A 16,450-nucleotide genomic window follows, 5' to 3' on the forward strand; every position below is an offset into this window, starting at 1 on the left:
AGATGTGTATAAGAGACAGATACTAAGACCATCCGGCAGCGTTTGAACAAAAACATTCTGCCCTGGCTGGGATCCCGCCCGATAGGAATCATCACCCCCTCGGAAATCCTGGAAGCTATCCGACGAATTGAGGCCAGAGGAGCCCACGAGACGGCCCGCCGCTGCCTCAGCTCAGCCCGCTCGAACCTCAGGCCCATGAGCAACATGGCCATGCTGGCGGCCTTGCGATCCCTAGGGATCACCCAAGCGGAGATGACCTGCCACGGCTGGAGAGCTACAGCCCGTACCTTGTTGGATGAGGTCTTGGGCTACCTGCCCCATTTGATCGAGCACCAACTAGGACACACGGTCAGGGATCCCCTAGAAAAAGCACCGTCGCTGTGCTTTTTTGATGAGCGCTTTTCGTGTATCTTGAGGTTAGCCTCAGGGTTTGTCTTGGAGTTTCCCTGGGGTGAGCTGGGCAGCTCCTACCAAGGAGGTGGACGCTGGCAAGGTTTTGTATTTGCAAGGAGATCTGCTATGGCTTCCCGCAACTCAAAACCTCGCCTTCGTCACCCGCTAGCCCCCCTGATTTTGGCTTCCTCCCTAGCGGGAGGCGTGGCTGCTTGTTCCCTTACTTCTGATCCCCCGGCTGTTACTCAGGTTCCACCGACAATTTCTGCTCAGGTGCCGGAAATAGCGGAGCGGGGTTCTGAGAGCATTGCCTTCTACTACGACGGGGTAAAGACCTCGGTCACTGCCAAGGATGCAGCGGTGCTCTTTGCCGTCTGCACCCTCAACACCAGTGACCCCGCGAGGATTGTTAACTTCGTCAATAACACGCTCAAAGTGCCGATTACGGCTAGTGATGTTACTAGGCTGGGTGACCCGCGCAGTCCGGCCATCTCTGACTTCACGGGCGACGGCAGAGTTGACTGCAGCGATGCAGCGGTGCTGTTTGCCGTAGCCACGAGGGGGAGAGATGCGGCCAGGGTTAACGAATTTGTGTCCGGCACCCTGAAGGTTCAGGGGGTAAGTGTTACTCAAACTCGGTTGGATAGCTTTTTCAGCCCAGCCCCGGCACCGACGCCCACCCCGCCTGTAACGCCCACACCCACTCCGGCTCCGACGCCGACAGCGAGGCCGACTCCGACACCGGTGACTTTTCAGCTTGCTAGCTCTGCTTTTGCCCCCTCAGAACCCATCCCCTCCCGCTACACTTGTGAAGGGGAAGACCTTTCTCCCCCCTTGACCTGGTCGGGGGCACCTGTAGGAACCCGAAGCTTTGCCTTGATCATGGAAGACCCAGACGCGCCTGGAGGCACCTTTGTCCATTGGGTAGTCTACAACTTGCCTGCCAGGGTCACGAGTCTGCCAGAAGGGATCCGCTCCGACAGCGATCTCCCCCAGGGGGCCGTCCATGGGCGAAATAGTTTCGGTCGGAACAACTATGGCGGCCCTTGCCCTCCCAGGGGCCCTCACCGCTACTTCTTCACCCTCTACGCCCTGGACAGGCAGCTAGCCTTAGCTCCAGGAGCCACCAAAGAGGCCTTGCTACGGGCCATGGAAGGCCACATCCTCGCCCAGGCGCAGCTGATGGGCACCTATCAAAGGAGGGGAAGCTCGGGGTAGGCCCCCCATCCCTGCGTAGATCTTAGACTGAGGAGATCCCACAGCTCTTCTCTCCACACCACCGAGCCAGCCACTGCTTTTCTACCCAAAACGGGGATCCCTACCTGGGCCGGCAACTGCCAGACCAAGGCAGGCTCTAGTCGGGAGGAGAGGGCTGGTGCCGCTTCCAGGAGCACCCACCCTAGGCAGTCGGCCTTGGTTTGCCGCAGCAAAGCTGCAAAGGCGGCTGCTTGGCTAAGGGCAGCTTCTTCAGGCAGCGTCAGAAGTACCTTGAACCCCCACGCAGCAGCTAGGTCAGCCCAGGTTTGGCCAGGCCCCAGAGGGTCGGCAAGGCTTCCGGGCACCACCAGCAGCGGGGCCTTCTCTCCCTCCCAAGCAACCATCTGCCGCCAGAGGGTTCTAAGCTGGGCTTCAGAAGGGCTGGGATCCACCTCGAGCAGGCCCCAAGGGGCTTGCACCGCTTGCTGCCAGGCCTCTGCCACTCCTAGTGCTGCCCGACTTCCAGGCCAGGTGTCTGCCACCATCACTCTCATGGCTCCCCTGTCTCAGCTTCCCAGAGGCTTAGAAACTCGGGTTGCACCTCAAAGCCAAACACCAAGGCCATGTCGCGCAGCATCGAGACCGATCCCAGTTTCTGCTGCTTAAACCAGCGCATCAGCACAAAAATCTTCTGGTAGACGAAGATCTCCAATGCCTCCGGGTTGTAGACGATCCCTTCGCGCGGGTTGAATTGGTGAGGCACCAGCATGGCGGCGTAACGGGCCAGCTCACCACTGCGCCAGTCGAGAAAGTAGGGCATCCAGGGGTAAACCGTGTCCCAGCGGATGAACCACAGGCGCACTTCTGGGATCTCCGAGAGCTCGCGCGGATCGTCGGGGCTGCGCGGCCAATCGATGGCGCACTGAACCTGCTGAGCGGCGCCAACGGGATCCGCCATCAAGGTTTTCACCAACTCATGGCCCGGCGTTAAATCCAGGGTTTGAATGGCTTTGGCCGGCAAGTAGAAGGTAATCGGCACGACGACAAGCAGTTACCTTAACGTCTTAAGTCCTGGCCAGGGATGTGGATAGCATCAACCCCTTGCAGCTTATCTCAGCTCTGGGCTATTCACCCCTGCCAGCGGGATCCCCAGCCGAGTTAGGTCGAGGACAAAGCCTGCCGCCACCAGGAACACCTGGTCTGCCAGCGGGGCCAGCTTCTGGGTGAGCTCCCCCATCCGATCGCGAAACTGACGCCCCAACGGATAGGCAGGCACCACTCCCCAGCCTACTTCTTCGGAAACCAGGATCACTTTTCCTCGGCAGCCTTGCAACGCTCTCAAGAAGGATTGCGCCAAGGGATCCCATTCCCCAGGCGAGCAGTCCAAGCTCTGGGCCACCCAGCCCCCCAGCGAATCCACTAGGGCACAGCAGGGCTGAGGTAGCTGCTGCAGTTCGGCGCCCAGGTCAGGCCCCGTTTCCCAGGTTTGCCAGGTGGGAGGACGCCGCTGCCGATGCTGTCGAACCCGCTCCGCCCACTCTGGGTCAGCCTCAGGATCCGGCTTGGGCCCCGTGGCCAGGTAGAAGACCGGCAGGCCGGAAGCGGCAGCTAGGCTCTCCGCCAGCCGACTTTTGCCGCAGCGGGCAGGGCCGCAGATAAGTACAATCGGCATTAGACATCAGTCAGGAAGAAGTTTATCGCTAGGTTAGCTTAGCGGTTAGCAGCTTCTACCTCTTCTGGCTTCGTTCGTAATTAGGTTAAGATCTGGAAGCTCCTAGGCGGATTTTGAGCCCATTCTACTGAGGCTTGCGTTCTGGCAGGTGAAGCCCCGATCTAGCGACCTAAGGTTCTATGCCCATCCGCATCGAACATAGTCCCCAACTGGAGGAGAAAACATACTTTGCCTACAGAGGCTTAGCACCATTTCCCTTGGTTACTATTGGCTCCCTAAGCTATGGATATGAGTTCTTTATCCATTGGATGGGAGAGCCTTCGCAGGTAAAGATTGGCCGCTGTAGCTCGATTGCACGAGAGGTGCATTTTTTTGCAGGCTATGAGCACCACACTGACTGGGCCACTACCTATCCCTTCACTCATCTACCTGAGTGTTGGAGCGAGCTGCGCGCCCTGGAAGGCCACCCTCTGACCCGGGGGGACATTGTGGTTGGCCATGACGTTTGGATTGGCCACGGTGCCATGATTCGCTCAGGAGTGACAATTGGAAATGGAGCAGTTGTTGGAATGGGTGCAGTGGTGACTAGGGATGTCCCACCATACGCGATTGTTGCGGGTGTGCCAGCCAAAGTAGTTCGCTATCGCTTCTCACCTGAGGTCATCGAGCAGCTCAGCCAGCTTAGCTGGTGGGACTGGCCTCTTGAAGCCATACGTAAAGCGGCGCCTCTTCTTTGTTGCCCCCTGAACCAAGAAACTCTTTCGGCACTAGCTGAGTTTAAGCAAAAGCTCCTGGCTCCGTGAGTTTGGAGCTAGGATAAGGCTCAATTAGGAGCAGTTTTACAAGAGGCATGACGGATCCCAAGCCAGCATCTTCCCCTGGCCAAAATGCTGCTTCAGCTGCCTCGCCAACCTTTCCTCCCCTTTGGCTGAGCCTGGCGTTGGGGATCACCACCGCGCCGGTTTTGTTGGGCTTGGTCTTGGCGGATCGGGCGGGGAAGTGGCTGGGATCTCTGAACTGGGAGGATCCGGGCTGGTGGTTGGGGGAACGGCTGCCCAACCTCGACAGCGCCTCTCTCGGCTGCCAGGCGCAAGAGCACCCTGATTCTGAGCCGGTGAAGTAGCTGGCCTGTTGCCTGCATATCATCATAGGTAGAACAGGTTCCTAGCAGGAGTGAGCAGTCTTTGCGGAGATCGCTTAGGCCAGCCCGAGATTTCACCTCCAGCTTCTTGGGAGAGGTGGGTTGGCTAGTGGCTTTTTTCTTTACGGCAGTGGTGAGCGGCTGCGTGGGTTACCTCTTCGGCCAACGTGCTCTCTCGGGGGTCTCCTCCCCAGTTACCGAAACCAGCACTTCTTCTGCCTCGCGGGTCATTCGCGATCCCCGCACTGTGCCCCTCCTCAACGAGGCAGAGGTGATTGCAGCAGCGGAAGCCCTTCTTCGCCCGCCTCCCCCTCCTACTCCGCTTTTCACACCCCCACCCGTAGCCATTGCCCCTCCTACCCCCACTCCTCCACGCCGCTTGTCTCCCGAGTTGGCCTCGGCTCCCTCTCCCTTGTCTACCCCGCAGCCTGTTTCCCCCTCTCCGCCGCCGCGTCCTTCGCCACCACCTCTGTCCACGCCCTCTCCTTCGCCTCTCCAAGTGGCTGCCAGCGGGCAGGTGGCCATGCAGGTGCTCTCCGTGCGTCGCGAGGGAGGGCAGGTGGTTTTAAACGTTGCTCTGCAAAACAATTCACCGGAAACGGTGCGCTTTCTCTACAGCTTCCTCAACGTTACCGACGACAACGGCCGGCCAATCGACGCTCTCATTGAAGGCCTGCCTGGAGAGCTGCCTCCCAACAGCCAAGTTTTCCAGGGAACGATCCGCATCCCTGCCTCTAGCCTAGCTGGCTCCCGCTCATTGTCTTTGAGCCTAGCGGATTATCCCAGCCGCCGCCACCAAGTTGGGGTCAGCGGGATCCCTGTGCCACCCTAGCCCCTTCTTCTGCCCGTGGAGTTGAGAACCGGTGCCCAGCCCAGCCTTTGAGCGCCCTGAGCAAATCCGGGAGCTCTTTGACCGCATTGCTCCTCACTACGACGCCCTTAACCAAACTCTAAGCCTGGGGCTGCATCAGGTTTGGAAGCGCATGGCCGTACGCTGGTCGGGTGCGGCTGCGGGGGAGCGGGTGTTGGATCTCTGCTGTGGCACTGGCGACCTGGCCCTGCAACTGGCCCGGAGAGTGGGACGAAGTGGACTGGTGGTGGGACTGGATTTCTCCCCAGCCATGCTGGCCATTGCCCAGCGCCGGGCCCGGCAATTGTTCCCCGACTACTCCCTGGAGTGGGTCTTGGGCGATGCTCTGGCCTTGCCTTTTCCGGATGGCAGCTTTGACGCCATTACGATGGGCTACGGCCTGCGCAACGTAACCGACATTCCTCAGGCCCTGCGGGAGATTTGCCGGGTGCTCAAACCTGGCCGCCGCGCTGCCATTTTGGATTTCCATCGCCCCAGGGGGATCCCTTTCCTGGAGAGCTTTCAGCGCTGGTACCTCAGCCGCTGGGTTGTGGCCCAGGCCAAAGCCTTGGGATTGGCAGCCGAATATGCCTACATTGACCCCAGCTTGGATCGCTTCCCCTCCGGAGAACAACAGCAGCAAATGGCCTTGCAGGTGGGATTTTCTGCTGCCAAGTTCTATCCTCTCGCCGGCGGCATGATGGGGGTGCTGCTGGTGGCTCGCTAGTCTTCCACCACCCTAGCGCTGAGGAGAACCTTGCCGCCAAGTTCTGGCAGGGCAGGGGCGGCCGTAACCAGCACTTCTTGGACGCGCGCCTCCTTGGAGGGGGGTTGCGGCAGGCGCAAGGCAACAATGGCGGTGCCCTGGGCATCTACCTGAAAGCTGCCGCAGTAGAGCATCTCCTCAGTGTCCAGCTTGAGCCAAAGGTGGTAGCGCTCCCCTTCAGGCAGAGGGGGCAGAGCCCTTGCTGCCAAAACCACCGCCTGCCACTCCCCCGGGCGAAACAGCAAGTTAGCTGACCCTGCCTCCCCTTGCAAGGTAACTAGGCGAGATCCCGGCTGTTGGAGCAACTGGGCCAGCGCCTGCCCCGCTTCTAGGGGAGCTGGCTGCGAGGTCTGCCGTAGCCGCCAGTTATCGAAAGCCAGCAACAGCAGGGCCACTGCCCCTAGGCCCTTCAACCAGCGCTTTTTGAGGCGAGCCAGCCCTAGAGAGGGCAAGGCTGGCTGGGGGGGGATGGGCGGGGCGCCCGCTTCTGCCATCACCTGGCTTCGCACGCTGGCTGACGGGATCACCCCCGGCAGCCCATAGGGCAACAGATGCAGGGCTTCTTGGAGGGCTTGCAATTCTGCCGCTAGCTGGGGCTCTTGAGCCAAGCGCGCCTCTAGGGCCCTTGCCTGCTCGGGTGGCAAGATCCCCAGCAGATAATCGGCTAGGATTTCTTCTCCCAGCTCAGAGGAACATGTAGACATGGCCATCCCAAAGCCCCGCCGCCTTACTGGTCAAGCAGAGGCCGCAGGGATCTCCGCAACTTGCAGAGGGCTTGGCGAGAGCGGGCTTGGACGGTTGCCAGGGGCATCCCCAGCTCCTGGGCAATGTCTGCCGCGCTTAGGCCTCGATAGTAGAGTAACTCCAGCAGCTGGCGCTGGCTTTCCGAGAGTTGACTGAGAGCCTCCTGAACGGGCTGCCGCCGCTCTTCGACGGAGAGCTGCTCAAAGGGGGCTGGGGATCTATGGCTGGCAATCAGCAGAGGCTGCCAGGGTTTCCCGAGGCGGCGCTGGCTGCCTCGAGAGCGCAGACGCTCAAGGGCCTGCGCCCGAGTCAACCTACACAGAAGACTGTTGATGGATCCCTGCCTTGGATCGTGGCTGGGCTTCCGCCAGAGAAGGGCAAACACCTCCTGAGTCAGATCCTCCGCCTCAGTCATACAGCCCAGGATCTGGAGGGCCAGGCCATAGACCAAGCTGGCGTAGCGATCATAAAGGGCCGCTAAAGCAGCAGGCTGCCCCGCTTTGAGGCCTTCCATTAGCTCCAAATCGGTGCAGGCTGGCCAATTCCTCACCCGCTTGCGCCAGAGGAAACCGACCTGCATGTCCATCATTTGCCCCCCTGCCGCCGAAGTTGACAAGCAGTACGCCTAGGCCTCCGCCTAGCTGCGCTTCGGGGTTGGGAAAGATCCGGTGACCGCCTGGATCTTTTGCCGCCGCCCACCGCGCTCAATCTCCAGCTCCAGCTTGCTGCCTACCTCCATGCGCTCCACCTCTTGCTGCACCTGGTCGGCAGTGGTTACGGGGCGGCCATTGATGGAGAGAATGATGTCCCCAGCGCGCAGGCCGGCCCGCTCGGCTGGGGATCCCTGAACAACCTCGCCGATGAGCACCCCCCGATCCACCGTTACGAAAATGCGGCTGTTGGGATCCTGGTTGAGGCGTTCCTTCAGCTCAGGAGTGAGAGTAAGCATGCGGATGCCCAAGTAGGGGTGATCCACCCTGCCTCGGGCAATCAACTGCTTGGCCACCCGCTGGGCTGTCTCAATAGGGATGGCAAAGCCCAGCCCCTGCGCTCCCTGGATGATAGCGGTATTGACCCCAATCACTTCCCCTTGGGCGTTGAGCAGCGGACCGCCAGAGTTGCCGGGGTTAATGGCTGCATCGGTCTGGATGAAAGACACCCGCTTGTCGGGCACGCGGATCTCGCTGCTGGAACGGCCCAAGGCACTGATGATCCCAGCGGTTACCGTGTTGTCTAGCCCTAGCGGGTTGCCAATGGCAATGGCCCACTGGCCCGGCTCGAGAAGCTCGGAGCGGCCCAGCTTCACCGTTGGCAAGTTTTGGGCGTCAATCTTCACCACAGCAATGTCCGTAACTGGATCCGTGCCGATGACCTTGCCCTCAAAGCTACGGCTATCTTTCAGCGTCACCGTTACTTTGTCAGATCCCTCCACCACGTGGGCATTGGTGATGATCTGGCCGTCCGGGCTAATGATAAAGCCGGAGCCGGTGCCTTGCTGTCGCCGCTGTCGCGGCAGGGGAGGGATCACCTGGCCAAAGAACTCGCGGAAAAACGGGTCGCTAAAGAACTCCTCTGGGAAAGCCCCAGGAACGTTCACTGTCCGCTCCGCGTCGATGCGCACTACTGCCGGCCCCACCTTCTGGGCCACCTCGGCAATAAAGTTCAGGTTCGGCTGGGGCGGAGTTGCCGTCGTCTGAGCCAATACCCCCTTGCCTCCCACCAGAGCTGCCCCCAGACCCATGCCCAAGAGCACCAGCAGCACTGACGAGAGAAGAGCCCTTAGCGCCGAGACAGCCCAAGGCCGCAAAAAGGGAAAGCCTCTTTCCCCCTGCGACAAACAGTGCGGTTGGGCAGAAGCGCCTGAACTGGGGGAGAGTTGCTCTGGTGTGGAGGGGCTGTGCTTCATGGCCACAGGAAAAGGGTGTAAGCCCTACCTGAAGGGAGAAACCTAGGGCCTAATCTAGCACGGACAGCAGAGTTCCCAAAGCGGCGACGGCAGCGCTTTTCCGCACTTCTATTAAGGCCAAAGAGCAGCAGAATCTACTGGTTTGGGGTAGTCCACCCCACTTTTGGACGGGGTTTGATGGAGGGGGAATGCCAAAGTAGCTCTTGCCCTTGGCTTTGGCCAGCTTGCCGCTAACGTAGAAGTGGAGCTCAGGGATTGAGACCATGACCAACCTAGCCCGTCGCCTGTTGGCCCCTCTAGTGGGGGGGATGCTCTGGCTACCGGTGGCTACGCCGGTTCTGGCGCAGAGGGATCCCTTGCCACCTCCGCCCCGTGGCGAGGGATGGCGGCCTGTAAATCCAGGGACAGGCGGAAACGGCTTTGGCCAGCCCTTTCAACTGCGAGCCACGCTGCTGTTGCGCTCCGGAGACTTGATCCAAGCAGTGCACCGCTCTGCTGAGCCCCTTTTCTTGGCCCCTGGCGAAACTCGCACCGTCAGGCTCACTCTGGAAACCCCCCTGCGGGATATCTACGGCAACACGGTTGTCCCGGCAGGAGCTCTCCTAGAAGGCCAATTCCAGCCAGTAAGCGGCGGCGCCCAGTTTGTCTCGCGAGCTTTGATTTTCAATGGCCGATCCTACCCCCTCTATGCGCAAAGCCAGGTGATCCCGCTGCGCAAGGATCCCCGTCACACCTCCGCGGAAGCAATTGTCCAAGATGCCCTGATTGGGGCAGCCGCAGGGGCTCTCTTGGGGGGCCTTTTGGGCGACCGGGTGATCTCAACCGAGAAAGTGCTGGGCGGAGCAGCCGCAGGGGCGGTGATTGGCAATGTAACAGCGCCAGAAGTGGCGGTGATTGAGGCCAACGCCAGCCTGACCTTGAAGGTTACGCAAGACTTTCAACCCTATCTGCCCTAGCGGCGAAGGGAGAGCTCCTTTCCTGGGAAAGATTTTAAGAAGTGTGAAGATCTAAGATGGCAGACGGCAGGCATATCGGAAAATAGCATGCGGGTATGCCTGCCATACTCCTTTTTTAAAAAAGCGACTTGAGGATGGATATCCATGAGCGTTATCACGAAGTCGATTGTGAATGCGGATGCGGAGGCCCGCTACCTCAGCCCGGGAGAACTGGATCGGATTAAGTCCTTTGTTACCTCGGGGGAGAAGCGGCTGCGCATCGCTCAAGTCTTGACGGAGTCGCGCGAGCGCATCGTTAAGCAAGCAGCCGATCAGCTCTTCCAGAAGCGTCCCGACATTGTCTCTCCAGGGGGCAACGCCTATGGGGAGGAAATGACGGCAACTTGCCTGCGGGACATGGACTACTACCTGCGCCTGATTACCTACGGGATCGTTGCCGGCGACGTTACCCCGATTGAAGAGATCGGCTTGGTGGGTGTGCGGGAGATGTACAACTCTCTGGGCACGCCCCTCCCGGCAGTGGCGGAGAGCATCCGCCTCATGAAGCAGGTAGCCATGGGTCTTTTGTCTCCCGAGGACGCGGCTGAAGCGGCCTACTACTTCGACTTTGTCGCGGGAGCCATGAGCTAGGCTCTTTTTCGACTGCCCTCTGTTTAAGGTTGTTTGATTTAGGAAGCTCATCATGCAAGACGCCATTACTGCTGTTATCAACAGCTACGATGTCCAAGGCAAGTACCTCGACAGCTCGGCCATGGACAAGCTAAGGGCTTTCTTCGCCACGGGCGAGCTGCGGGTGCGAGCGGCTGCCACTATTGCCGCCAACGCTTCCAACATCATTAAGGAGGCTGCTGCCAAGGCCCTGCTCTACTCCGATCTCACCCGCCCTGGTGGCAACATGTACACCACTCGTCGCTATGCTGCTTGCATTCGCGACATGGACTACTACCTGCGTTACGCCACCTATGCAATGTTGGCGGGGGATCCCTCCATCCTCGACGAGCGGGTGCTCAACGGCCTCAAAGAAACCTACAACTCGCTGGGGGTGCCAATTGGGGCAACGATTCAGGCCATCCAAGCTATGAAAGAAGTAACCGCTGCTTTGGTGGGCCCTGAAGCCGGCAAAGAAATGGGTGTGTACTTCGACTACATCTGCTCTGGCCTCAGCTAACTGCCAGCCTCGTGGCCTTGGCGTGAAGTTCATCTAACAAGCACGACAGGCGACTTGCCCCAGGGATCTGGTGTGCTAACTAAGGTACGCGAGCTTTCTGAGGTGGGTCGCCTGTGTTGCTGGTCAAGTTAATCCTTGCCAGGGGGGATCCTCTACCATGCGCATGTTTAAGATTACCGCTTGTGTGCCTAGCCAAACCCGAATTCGCACCCAACGGGAGCTGCAAAATACCTACTTCACCAAGTTGGTGCCCTACGACAACTGGTTCCGCGAGCAGCAGCGCATTCAGAAGTCGGGTGGCCGCATCTTGAAAGTAGAGCTCGTTGCCGGCAAGCCAGGAATAGACGTGGGGCTGCTGTAGTGCCCCTGCCCATCTGCTGTGGCCTCCTTGCCAGATCTGGCAGACTCAGCTTCAGGGAACTTGGCTCTGGGGTTGGGGAGGCCAGGCTGGCTATTTTGTGGGGATGAGGTTGACGGAGCGGGAGCCGGTCATTACTGTTAACAACCTGAGCAAGGTTTACCCCGTAGCCATCAAGGAGCCGGGGGTAGTGGGTACATTACACCACTTTTTTCGCCGCACCTATCGCTACATCCCGGCGGTGCAATCCCTGAGCTTTCAAATTCAAGCGGGGGAGGTGGTAGGCTTTCTAGGGCCGAACGGGGCTGGCAAGACCACCACCCTTAAAATGCTGACGGGTCTCATCTACCCCTCCAGTGGCACGGTACAGGTGGTTGGTCATTTGCCCTACCGGCGCGAGCCAGCTTTTTTGCGGCAGATTACCCTGGTGATGGGGCAAAAGCAGCAGCTCCTCTGGGATCTGCCGGCGATGGACTCCTTGCGCATTAACGCCGCTGTTTACGAGATCCCGGAGAAAGTGTTTCAGGAGCGGGTGGAGGAGTTGGCGGAGCTGCTCAACCTGAAGGACAAGCTAAAGCAGCCGGTGCGCAAGCTTTCCCTAGGGGAGCGGATGAAGGCAGAGCTGCTGGCGGCCCTGCTCCACCGCCCGCAGGTTTTGTTTTTGGACGAGCCCACCTTGGGGTTGGATATCAACGCTCAGGCTGCAGTGCGGCAATTTCTGCGCGACTACAACCGCCGCTATGGGGCAACAGTGCTCCTGACCAGCCACTACATGGCCGATATTACCGCCCTCTGTGAGCGGGTGTTGGTGATTAGCGGCGGGCGGCTTATCTACGATGGCGGCCTGGAAGAGCTGCGGCAGCGCTTTGCCCCCTACCGAGAGGTAAAGCTGGAATTGGCCCACCCCTGTCCCCTGGCGCAACTGCAGTCCTATGGCGAGCTGCGCAGCGAGGGGGATCCCGGCAGCAGCTGCGAGGTGCGGCTGTGGGTACGGCGGGAACACCTCACCCAGACGGTAGCCAGGCTCCTGGCGGAGCTGGAGGTGTTGGACTTGGCGGTAACCGATCCGCCCCTTGAAGAGGTCATCGGGCGAGTGTTTGCCGGAGAGATCTAGGCCGCTCCCCCGCCAACTCCTCTTCCTCTTGGGGAGGAGGCAGCCGGGAAGCCTAGCCTTGCGCTCAAACCTTCTGAGTGGCAGCCTCCCGCTGGGCAGCCGTTGAGCGAGCTGCGTGCAGAGCGGCGTAGAGCTTATTGAGGGCATTCATATAGGCTTGCGCGGAGGCAACAATAATGTCCGTGTTGGCAGCATGTCCTGAGAAAATGCGATCCTCATGGCGCAGGCGGATGGTGACTTCCCCCATGGCGTCAATGCCGGCGGTAACCGACTGGACGGAAAATTCAATGAGCTGGTTAGGAATGTTAACAATGCGGTTGATGGCTTTGTAAACTGCATCTACCGGTCCCGTGCCCACCGCCGCATCCACCTTTTCCTCGCCTTCAGGGGTAATCAGGCGCACGGTAGCTGTGGGCGTCTCGTGATTGCCACACACCACTTGCACATGCTCCAGCCGGTAGAGATCCGGCACTGGCCGGGTTTCGTCGTTAACAATGGCCTCCAGGTCGAGATCGGTGATCTCTTTCTTCTTGTCGGCCAGCTCTTTAAAGCGCAAGAAAGCCTTGTTGAGCTCTTGCTCTGACAACTCGAAGCCCAGCTCCTTAAGGCGGGTACGGAAGGCGTGGCGGCCTGAGTGTTTGCCCAACACCAAGGTGCTCGATTGCAGACCGATGGTTTGGGCGTCCATGATCTCGTAAGTCTGGCGGTTTTTGAGCATCCCGTCTTGATGGATGCCGGACTCGTGGGCAAAGGCGTTGGCCCCAACAATTGCCTTGTTGGGCTGCACCAACATGCCGGTGAGGTTGGAGACAAGGCGAGAGGTGCGGTAGATCTCCTGAGTCTTGATGTGAGTAAGGGGTTTTTCAGAGTCCACTGGCAGGCCAAAGTAGGGGTTAAAGTAGCTGCGGCGCACATGCAGGGCCATCACTAATTCTTCCAGCGCCGCGTTACCGGCCCGCTCGCCAATGCCGTTAACGGTTACTTCCACCTGGCGCGCGCCCTGCTTGATGGCCTCTAGGAAGTTAGCTACTGAGACTCCCAGGTCGTCGTGGCCGTGGACAGAGATGATGGCCTGCTTGATGTTGGGCACGTTCTCACGGATGCCTTTAATCAGTTGGCCGAATTCCTCGGGCATGCTGTAGCCGACCGTGTCAGGGATGTTGACGGTTTTGGCCCCGGCCCGGATGGCTGCTTCAAGAACCTGGTAGAGGAATTCGGGATCGGAGCGGGTGGCGTCCATGGCGGAGAACTCCACATCGTCGACGAAGGATTTGGCATAGGCCACCATCTCCTCGGCAATCTGCAGCACCTCAGCGCGGGTTTTGCGCAACTGATATTTGAGGTGGATGTCAGAGGTGGAGATGAAGGTATGGATGCGGGGCTTGGCAGCAGGCTTGAGGGCTTCAGCTGCCGCTTCAATATCAGCCTTGCAGGCACGAGCCAGGCTGCAGATGACGGGGCCATCGGGGGTGCCCACGTGTTCCGCTATCTTCTGCACCGCCTCAAAGTCGCCGGGGCTGGCGTAGGCAAACCCCGCCTCAATGATGTCGACCCCTAGCCGAGCCAATTGCCGGGCAATGGCCAGTTTCTCCTCAGCGTTGAGGGTTGCGCCAGGACACTGCTCCCCATCGCGCAGAGTAGTGTCGAGAATAAGCACATGATCCAAAGCTTGGCCATCGAATGAAGAAGAGGGAGAAGATGCGGCAGCGTTCATAACTTGTTCGATTGAAGAAGGGGACAGTAGGCAGTGCTTTTTATTTTGGCATTCCTAGAAGCGGCGTAAAGAGCCACCGGGGACAGGTCAGCGGCTGGCAAAGGCAAAACCCGTTGGGTGGCCTCGGGAGGAGGCATTGCCGACCGCCTTTGGCGGTACTCGACCGAGGGAGAAGGGGAGGGGGTGAGGCTGAGCTAGCCAATGCAAAAGAAGTAGCTGCAGACCAACCCCTGGCTGGACAAGGGTTGCCTTCTCCAGCAAGCCAAAGTGCTACGATAGCGGCAAGGAAAAAAGGAAGGCAAAGCGTTACATGGCAGAATATACTCGGTCGATTTCCTTTTACGGACGGGAAATTGACATCAATATTGGCTTGATGGCCCCCCAGGCAGGCTGTGGAGTCTGGTTAACCTGTGGGGAAACTTCCGTCTTGGTCACGGCTACCCGCCAGGCAAATCGCGAGGGGGCTGACTTTTTGCCGTTGCTGGTGGACTACGAGGAGCGCCTCTACGCTGCTGGTCGGATCCCAGGGAGTTATCTGCGGCGCGAGGGTCGGCCCCCGGAGCGGGCTACTTTGATCTCGCGTCTCATCGACCGACCCCTGCGGCCCTTGTTCCCGGAGTGGCTGCGGGATGACGTACAAATTGTAGCCACTACCCTCTCTGTGGACGACAAGGTGCCCCCTGACGTGCTGTGCATCTTGGGAGCCTCGCTGGCCCTCCACGGCGCCCGCATTCCCTTCAACGGCCCGGTGGCAGCGGTGCGGGTGGGCCTACTCCAGGATGAGTTTATCATCAACCCCACCTACGCCGAAATCGAGGCTGGCGACCTGGATCTGGTGGTAGCTGGCTGCGCCGACGGCGTGATCATGGTCGAGGCAGGCGCCAAGCAGCTGCCGGAAAAGGACATGGTCGAGGCTATCGAGTTTGGATTCGAGGCTGTTCAGGAGCTCCTCAAAGCTCAACAGCAAGTCTTTGCCGATCTCAACATCCCTCGTGTAGAGCTACCTCCACCCCCCGTCAATGAGGAGCTGGTTGCCTTCGTAGCAGAACAGGCCCAGGAGGAGATTCGCGCTGTCCTCAAGCAGTTTTTGGACAAGACCAGCCGCGAGCAGCAACTGGAGGCCATCAAGGCCAAGCTGGCGGCCCAAATCCAAGAACGGCCAGAGGGGGATCCCTTGCGGCTTTACCTGCTGGAAAACCCCAAGGAGTTGGACAACCAGTTCAAGGCTCTCCTCAAGAAGCTGATGCGCCGACAGATCCTGGAAGAGGGGGTGCGGGTAGATGGGCGCAAGCTGGATGAGGTGCGGCCAGTCTCTTGCCGAGTGGGCTTGATCCCGCGAGTCCACGGCAGTGCTCTGTTCAACCGCGGCCTCACTCAGGTTCTTTCCATTACCACTCTTGGCACCCCTGGCGATGCCCAGGAGTTGGACGACCTCCACCCCGTGGACGAAAAGCGCTACATGCACCACTACAACTTCCCTGGCTTTTCCGTGGGAGAGGTGCGGCCCTCTCGTTCGCCAGGGCGGCGGGAGATTGGCCATGGGGCGCTGGCGGAGCGGGCCCTGGTGCCCGTGTTGCCCAAGGAGGAGGAGTTTCCCTACGTGGTGCGGGTGGTCTCGGAGGTGCTCTCTTCCAATGGCTCCACCTCGATGGCTTCGGTCTGCGGCTCTACCCTGTCTTTGATGGATGCCGGGGTGCCGATCAAGGCACCGGTCAGCGGCGTGGCCATGGGCCTCATCAAAGAAGGGGATGAGGTGCGCATCCTCACGGACATCCAAGGGATCGAGGACTTTTTGGGCGACATGGACTTCAAGGTGGCCGGCACGCGGGCAGGGATCACCGCCTTGCAAATGGACATGAAAATTACCGGCATCACTGTTGACATCCTCGAGAAAGCTCTCCTGCAAGCCAAGGCTGGGCGCGACTCCATCCTCGACAAGATGCTGGAGGTCATTCCTGCCCCCCGGCCGCAGTTGGCCAAAACAGCTCCCCGTCTGCTCACCTTCAAGGTGGATCCAGAAGACATCGGCAAGATCATCGGCCCTGGCGGCAAGATGGTGCGCAGCATTACTGAAGCCACAGGAGCCAAGGTAGACATTAGCGACGACGGCACGATCACAGTGTCTTCCACCGTCAGCGGCCAGGCCGAAGCGGCGCGGGCGATGATTGAAAACCTGGTGCGGCGAGTGGAGGAGGGGCAAGTTTACCTGGGCCGGGTGACCCGCATCCTCCCCATTGGCGCTTTTGTGGAGTTCCTGCCCGGTAAGGAGGGCATGATCCACATCTCGCAGCTGGCGGAGTACCGTGTCACCCGAGTAGAAGATGAAGTTGCCGTGGAGGACGAAGTGGTGGTCAAGGTTCGCAGCATTGATCACAAGGGCCGGGTCAACCTCACTCGGCTTGGCATTAGCCCTGAGGAAGCGGCGCGGGTGCGCAGCCACCGCCGTTGAGGCTAGGGTTTCTCCCCAGTCC

At 59.8% G+C, this 16,450-nt stretch carries 18 protein-coding genes; 11 read left to right on the top strand and 7 right to left on the bottom strand.

Features of this window, described 5'->3' with window-relative positions; translation table 11 throughout:
• The first annotated feature begins 30 nt into the window (after positions 1–30).
• Positions 31–1,611, top strand: coding sequence for a YbhB/YbcL family Raf kinase inhibitor-like protein (locus NW804_RS02240; protein WP_414422814.1), 1,581 nt, complete (start codon positions 31–33; stop codon positions 1,609–1,611).
• Here the strand turns inward: NW804_RS02240 and NW804_RS02245 are convergent.
• From NW804_RS02245 to cobU, 3 genes are all read right to left on the bottom strand, one after another.
• Positions 1,587–2,135: a hypothetical protein gene (locus NW804_RS02245; RefSeq protein WP_414405681.1), complete on the bottom strand. Its 549-nt coding sequence runs from the start codon at positions 2,133–2,135 to the stop codon at positions 1,587–1,589. The genes NW804_RS02240 and NW804_RS02245 overlap by 25 nt on opposite strands.
• A 5-nt stretch (positions 2,136–2,140) precedes the next feature.
• On the bottom strand, positions 2,141–2,629 hold the full coding sequence (locus tag NW804_RS02250) for a CRR6 family NdhI maturation factor (protein ID WP_414394621.1): 489 nt from the start codon (positions 2,627–2,629) through the stop codon (positions 2,141–2,143).
• Between the two features lie 69 nt (positions 2,630–2,698).
• Positions 2,699–3,262 (bottom strand): bifunctional adenosylcobinamide kinase/adenosylcobinamide-phosphate guanylyltransferase, encoded by a 564-nt coding sequence (gene cobU / locus NW804_RS02255; protein ID WP_414422757.1) that lies wholly within the window; start codon positions 3,260–3,262, stop codon positions 2,699–2,701.
• Between the two features lie 179 nt (positions 3,263–3,441).
• Between cobU and NW804_RS02260 the strand changes: the two genes are divergently transcribed.
• From NW804_RS02260 to ubiE, 4 genes are all read left to right on the top strand, one after another.
• Positions 3,442–4,065 (top strand): CatB-related O-acetyltransferase, encoded by a 624-nt coding sequence (locus NW804_RS02260; RefSeq protein WP_011431050.1) that lies wholly within the window; start codon positions 3,442–3,444, stop codon positions 4,063–4,065.
• A gap of 47 nt (positions 4,066–4,112) precedes the next feature.
• Positions 4,113–4,385 (top strand): hypothetical protein, encoded by a 273-nt coding sequence (locus tag NW804_RS02265; RefSeq protein WP_414409899.1) that lies wholly within the window; start codon positions 4,113–4,115, stop codon positions 4,383–4,385.
• Between the two features lie 61 nt (positions 4,386–4,446).
• On the top strand, positions 4,447–5,235 hold the full coding sequence (locus NW804_RS02270; RefSeq protein ID WP_414422758.1) for a hypothetical protein: 789 nt from the start codon (positions 4,447–4,449) through the stop codon (positions 5,233–5,235).
• A 31-nt stretch (positions 5,236–5,266) separates the two neighbouring features.
• On the top strand, positions 5,267–5,980 hold the full coding sequence (ubiE, locus tag NW804_RS02275) for a bifunctional demethylmenaquinone methyltransferase/2-methoxy-6-polyprenyl-1,4-benzoquinol methylase UbiE (RefSeq protein WP_414422759.1): 714 nt from the start codon (positions 5,267–5,269) through the stop codon (positions 5,978–5,980).
• Here ubiE and NW804_RS02280 read toward each other — a convergent pair.
• Genes NW804_RS02280 through NW804_RS02290 form a run of 3 tightly spaced genes read right to left on the bottom strand, consistent with a single transcriptional unit; the run spans position 5,977 to position 8,669 of the window.
• Positions 5,977–6,729, bottom strand: coding sequence for an anti-sigma factor domain-containing protein (locus NW804_RS02280; RefSeq protein WP_414422760.1), 753 nt, complete (start codon positions 6,727–6,729; stop codon positions 5,977–5,979). The genes ubiE and NW804_RS02280 overlap by 4 nt on opposite strands.
• A gap of 17 nt (positions 6,730–6,746) precedes the next feature.
• Complete coding sequence (locus tag NW804_RS02285) at positions 6,747–7,379, bottom strand: sigma-70 family RNA polymerase sigma factor (RefSeq protein ID WP_414422761.1); 633 nt, start codon at positions 7,377–7,379, stop codon at positions 6,747–6,749.
• Positions 7,380–7,400: 21 nt separating this feature from the next.
• Entirely contained in the window at positions 7,401–8,669 is a 1,269-nt protein-coding gene (locus tag NW804_RS02290; protein WP_414422815.1) for an HhoA/HhoB/HtrA family serine endopeptidase, read from the bottom strand.
• A 263-nt stretch (positions 8,670–8,932) separates the two neighbouring features.
• Between NW804_RS02290 and NW804_RS02295 the strand changes: the two genes are divergently transcribed.
• The 5 genes from NW804_RS02295 to NW804_RS02315 all read left to right on the top strand — a co-directional run bounded on the left by NW804_RS02295 (position 8,933) and on the right by NW804_RS02315 (position 12,265).
• Positions 8,933–9,625: a hypothetical protein gene (locus NW804_RS02295; protein WP_414422762.1), complete on the top strand. Its 693-nt coding sequence runs from the start codon at positions 8,933–8,935 to the stop codon at positions 9,623–9,625.
• 144 nt (positions 9,626–9,769) lie between these two features.
• Positions 9,770–10,255 (top strand): allophycocyanin, encoded by a 486-nt coding sequence (locus tag NW804_RS02300; protein ID WP_414359834.1) that lies wholly within the window; start codon positions 9,770–9,772, stop codon positions 10,253–10,255.
• 52 nt (positions 10,256–10,307) lie between these two features.
• Positions 10,308–10,793 carry an allophycocyanin subunit beta gene (gene apcB, locus NW804_RS02305; protein ID WP_414394636.1) on the top strand — a complete coding sequence of 162 codons (486 nt, stop codon included), beginning with the start codon at positions 10,308–10,310 and terminating at the stop codon, positions 10,791–10,793.
• A 157-nt stretch (positions 10,794–10,950) separates the two neighbouring features.
• On the top strand, positions 10,951–11,154 hold the full coding sequence (locus NW804_RS02310; RefSeq protein WP_011431036.1) for a phycobilisome linker polypeptide: 204 nt from the start codon (positions 10,951–10,953) through the stop codon (positions 11,152–11,154).
• Positions 11,155–11,257: 103 nt separating this feature from the next.
• Positions 11,258–12,265: an ABC transporter ATP-binding protein gene (locus tag NW804_RS02315; RefSeq protein ID WP_414405688.1), complete on the top strand. Its 1,008-nt coding sequence runs from the start codon at positions 11,258–11,260 to the stop codon at positions 12,263–12,265.
• 64 nt (positions 12,266–12,329) lie between these two features.
• Here the strand turns inward: NW804_RS02315 and NW804_RS02320 are convergent, their stop codons facing one another.
• Entirely contained in the window at positions 12,330–13,979 is a 1,650-nt protein-coding gene (locus tag NW804_RS02320; protein WP_414394640.1) for a 2-isopropylmalate synthase, read from the bottom strand.
• Positions 13,980–14,289: 310 nt separating this feature from the next.
• On the opposite strand from NW804_RS02320, the gene NW804_RS02325 reads away from it, so the two are divergent.
• Positions 14,290–16,428 (top strand): polyribonucleotide nucleotidyltransferase, encoded by a 2,139-nt coding sequence (locus NW804_RS02325; protein ID WP_414422763.1) that lies wholly within the window; start codon positions 14,290–14,292, stop codon positions 16,426–16,428.
• Positions 16,429–16,450 lie beyond the last annotated feature (22 nt).

It is taken from the genome of Synechococcus sp. WC10meta (genome assembly GCF_047461475.1).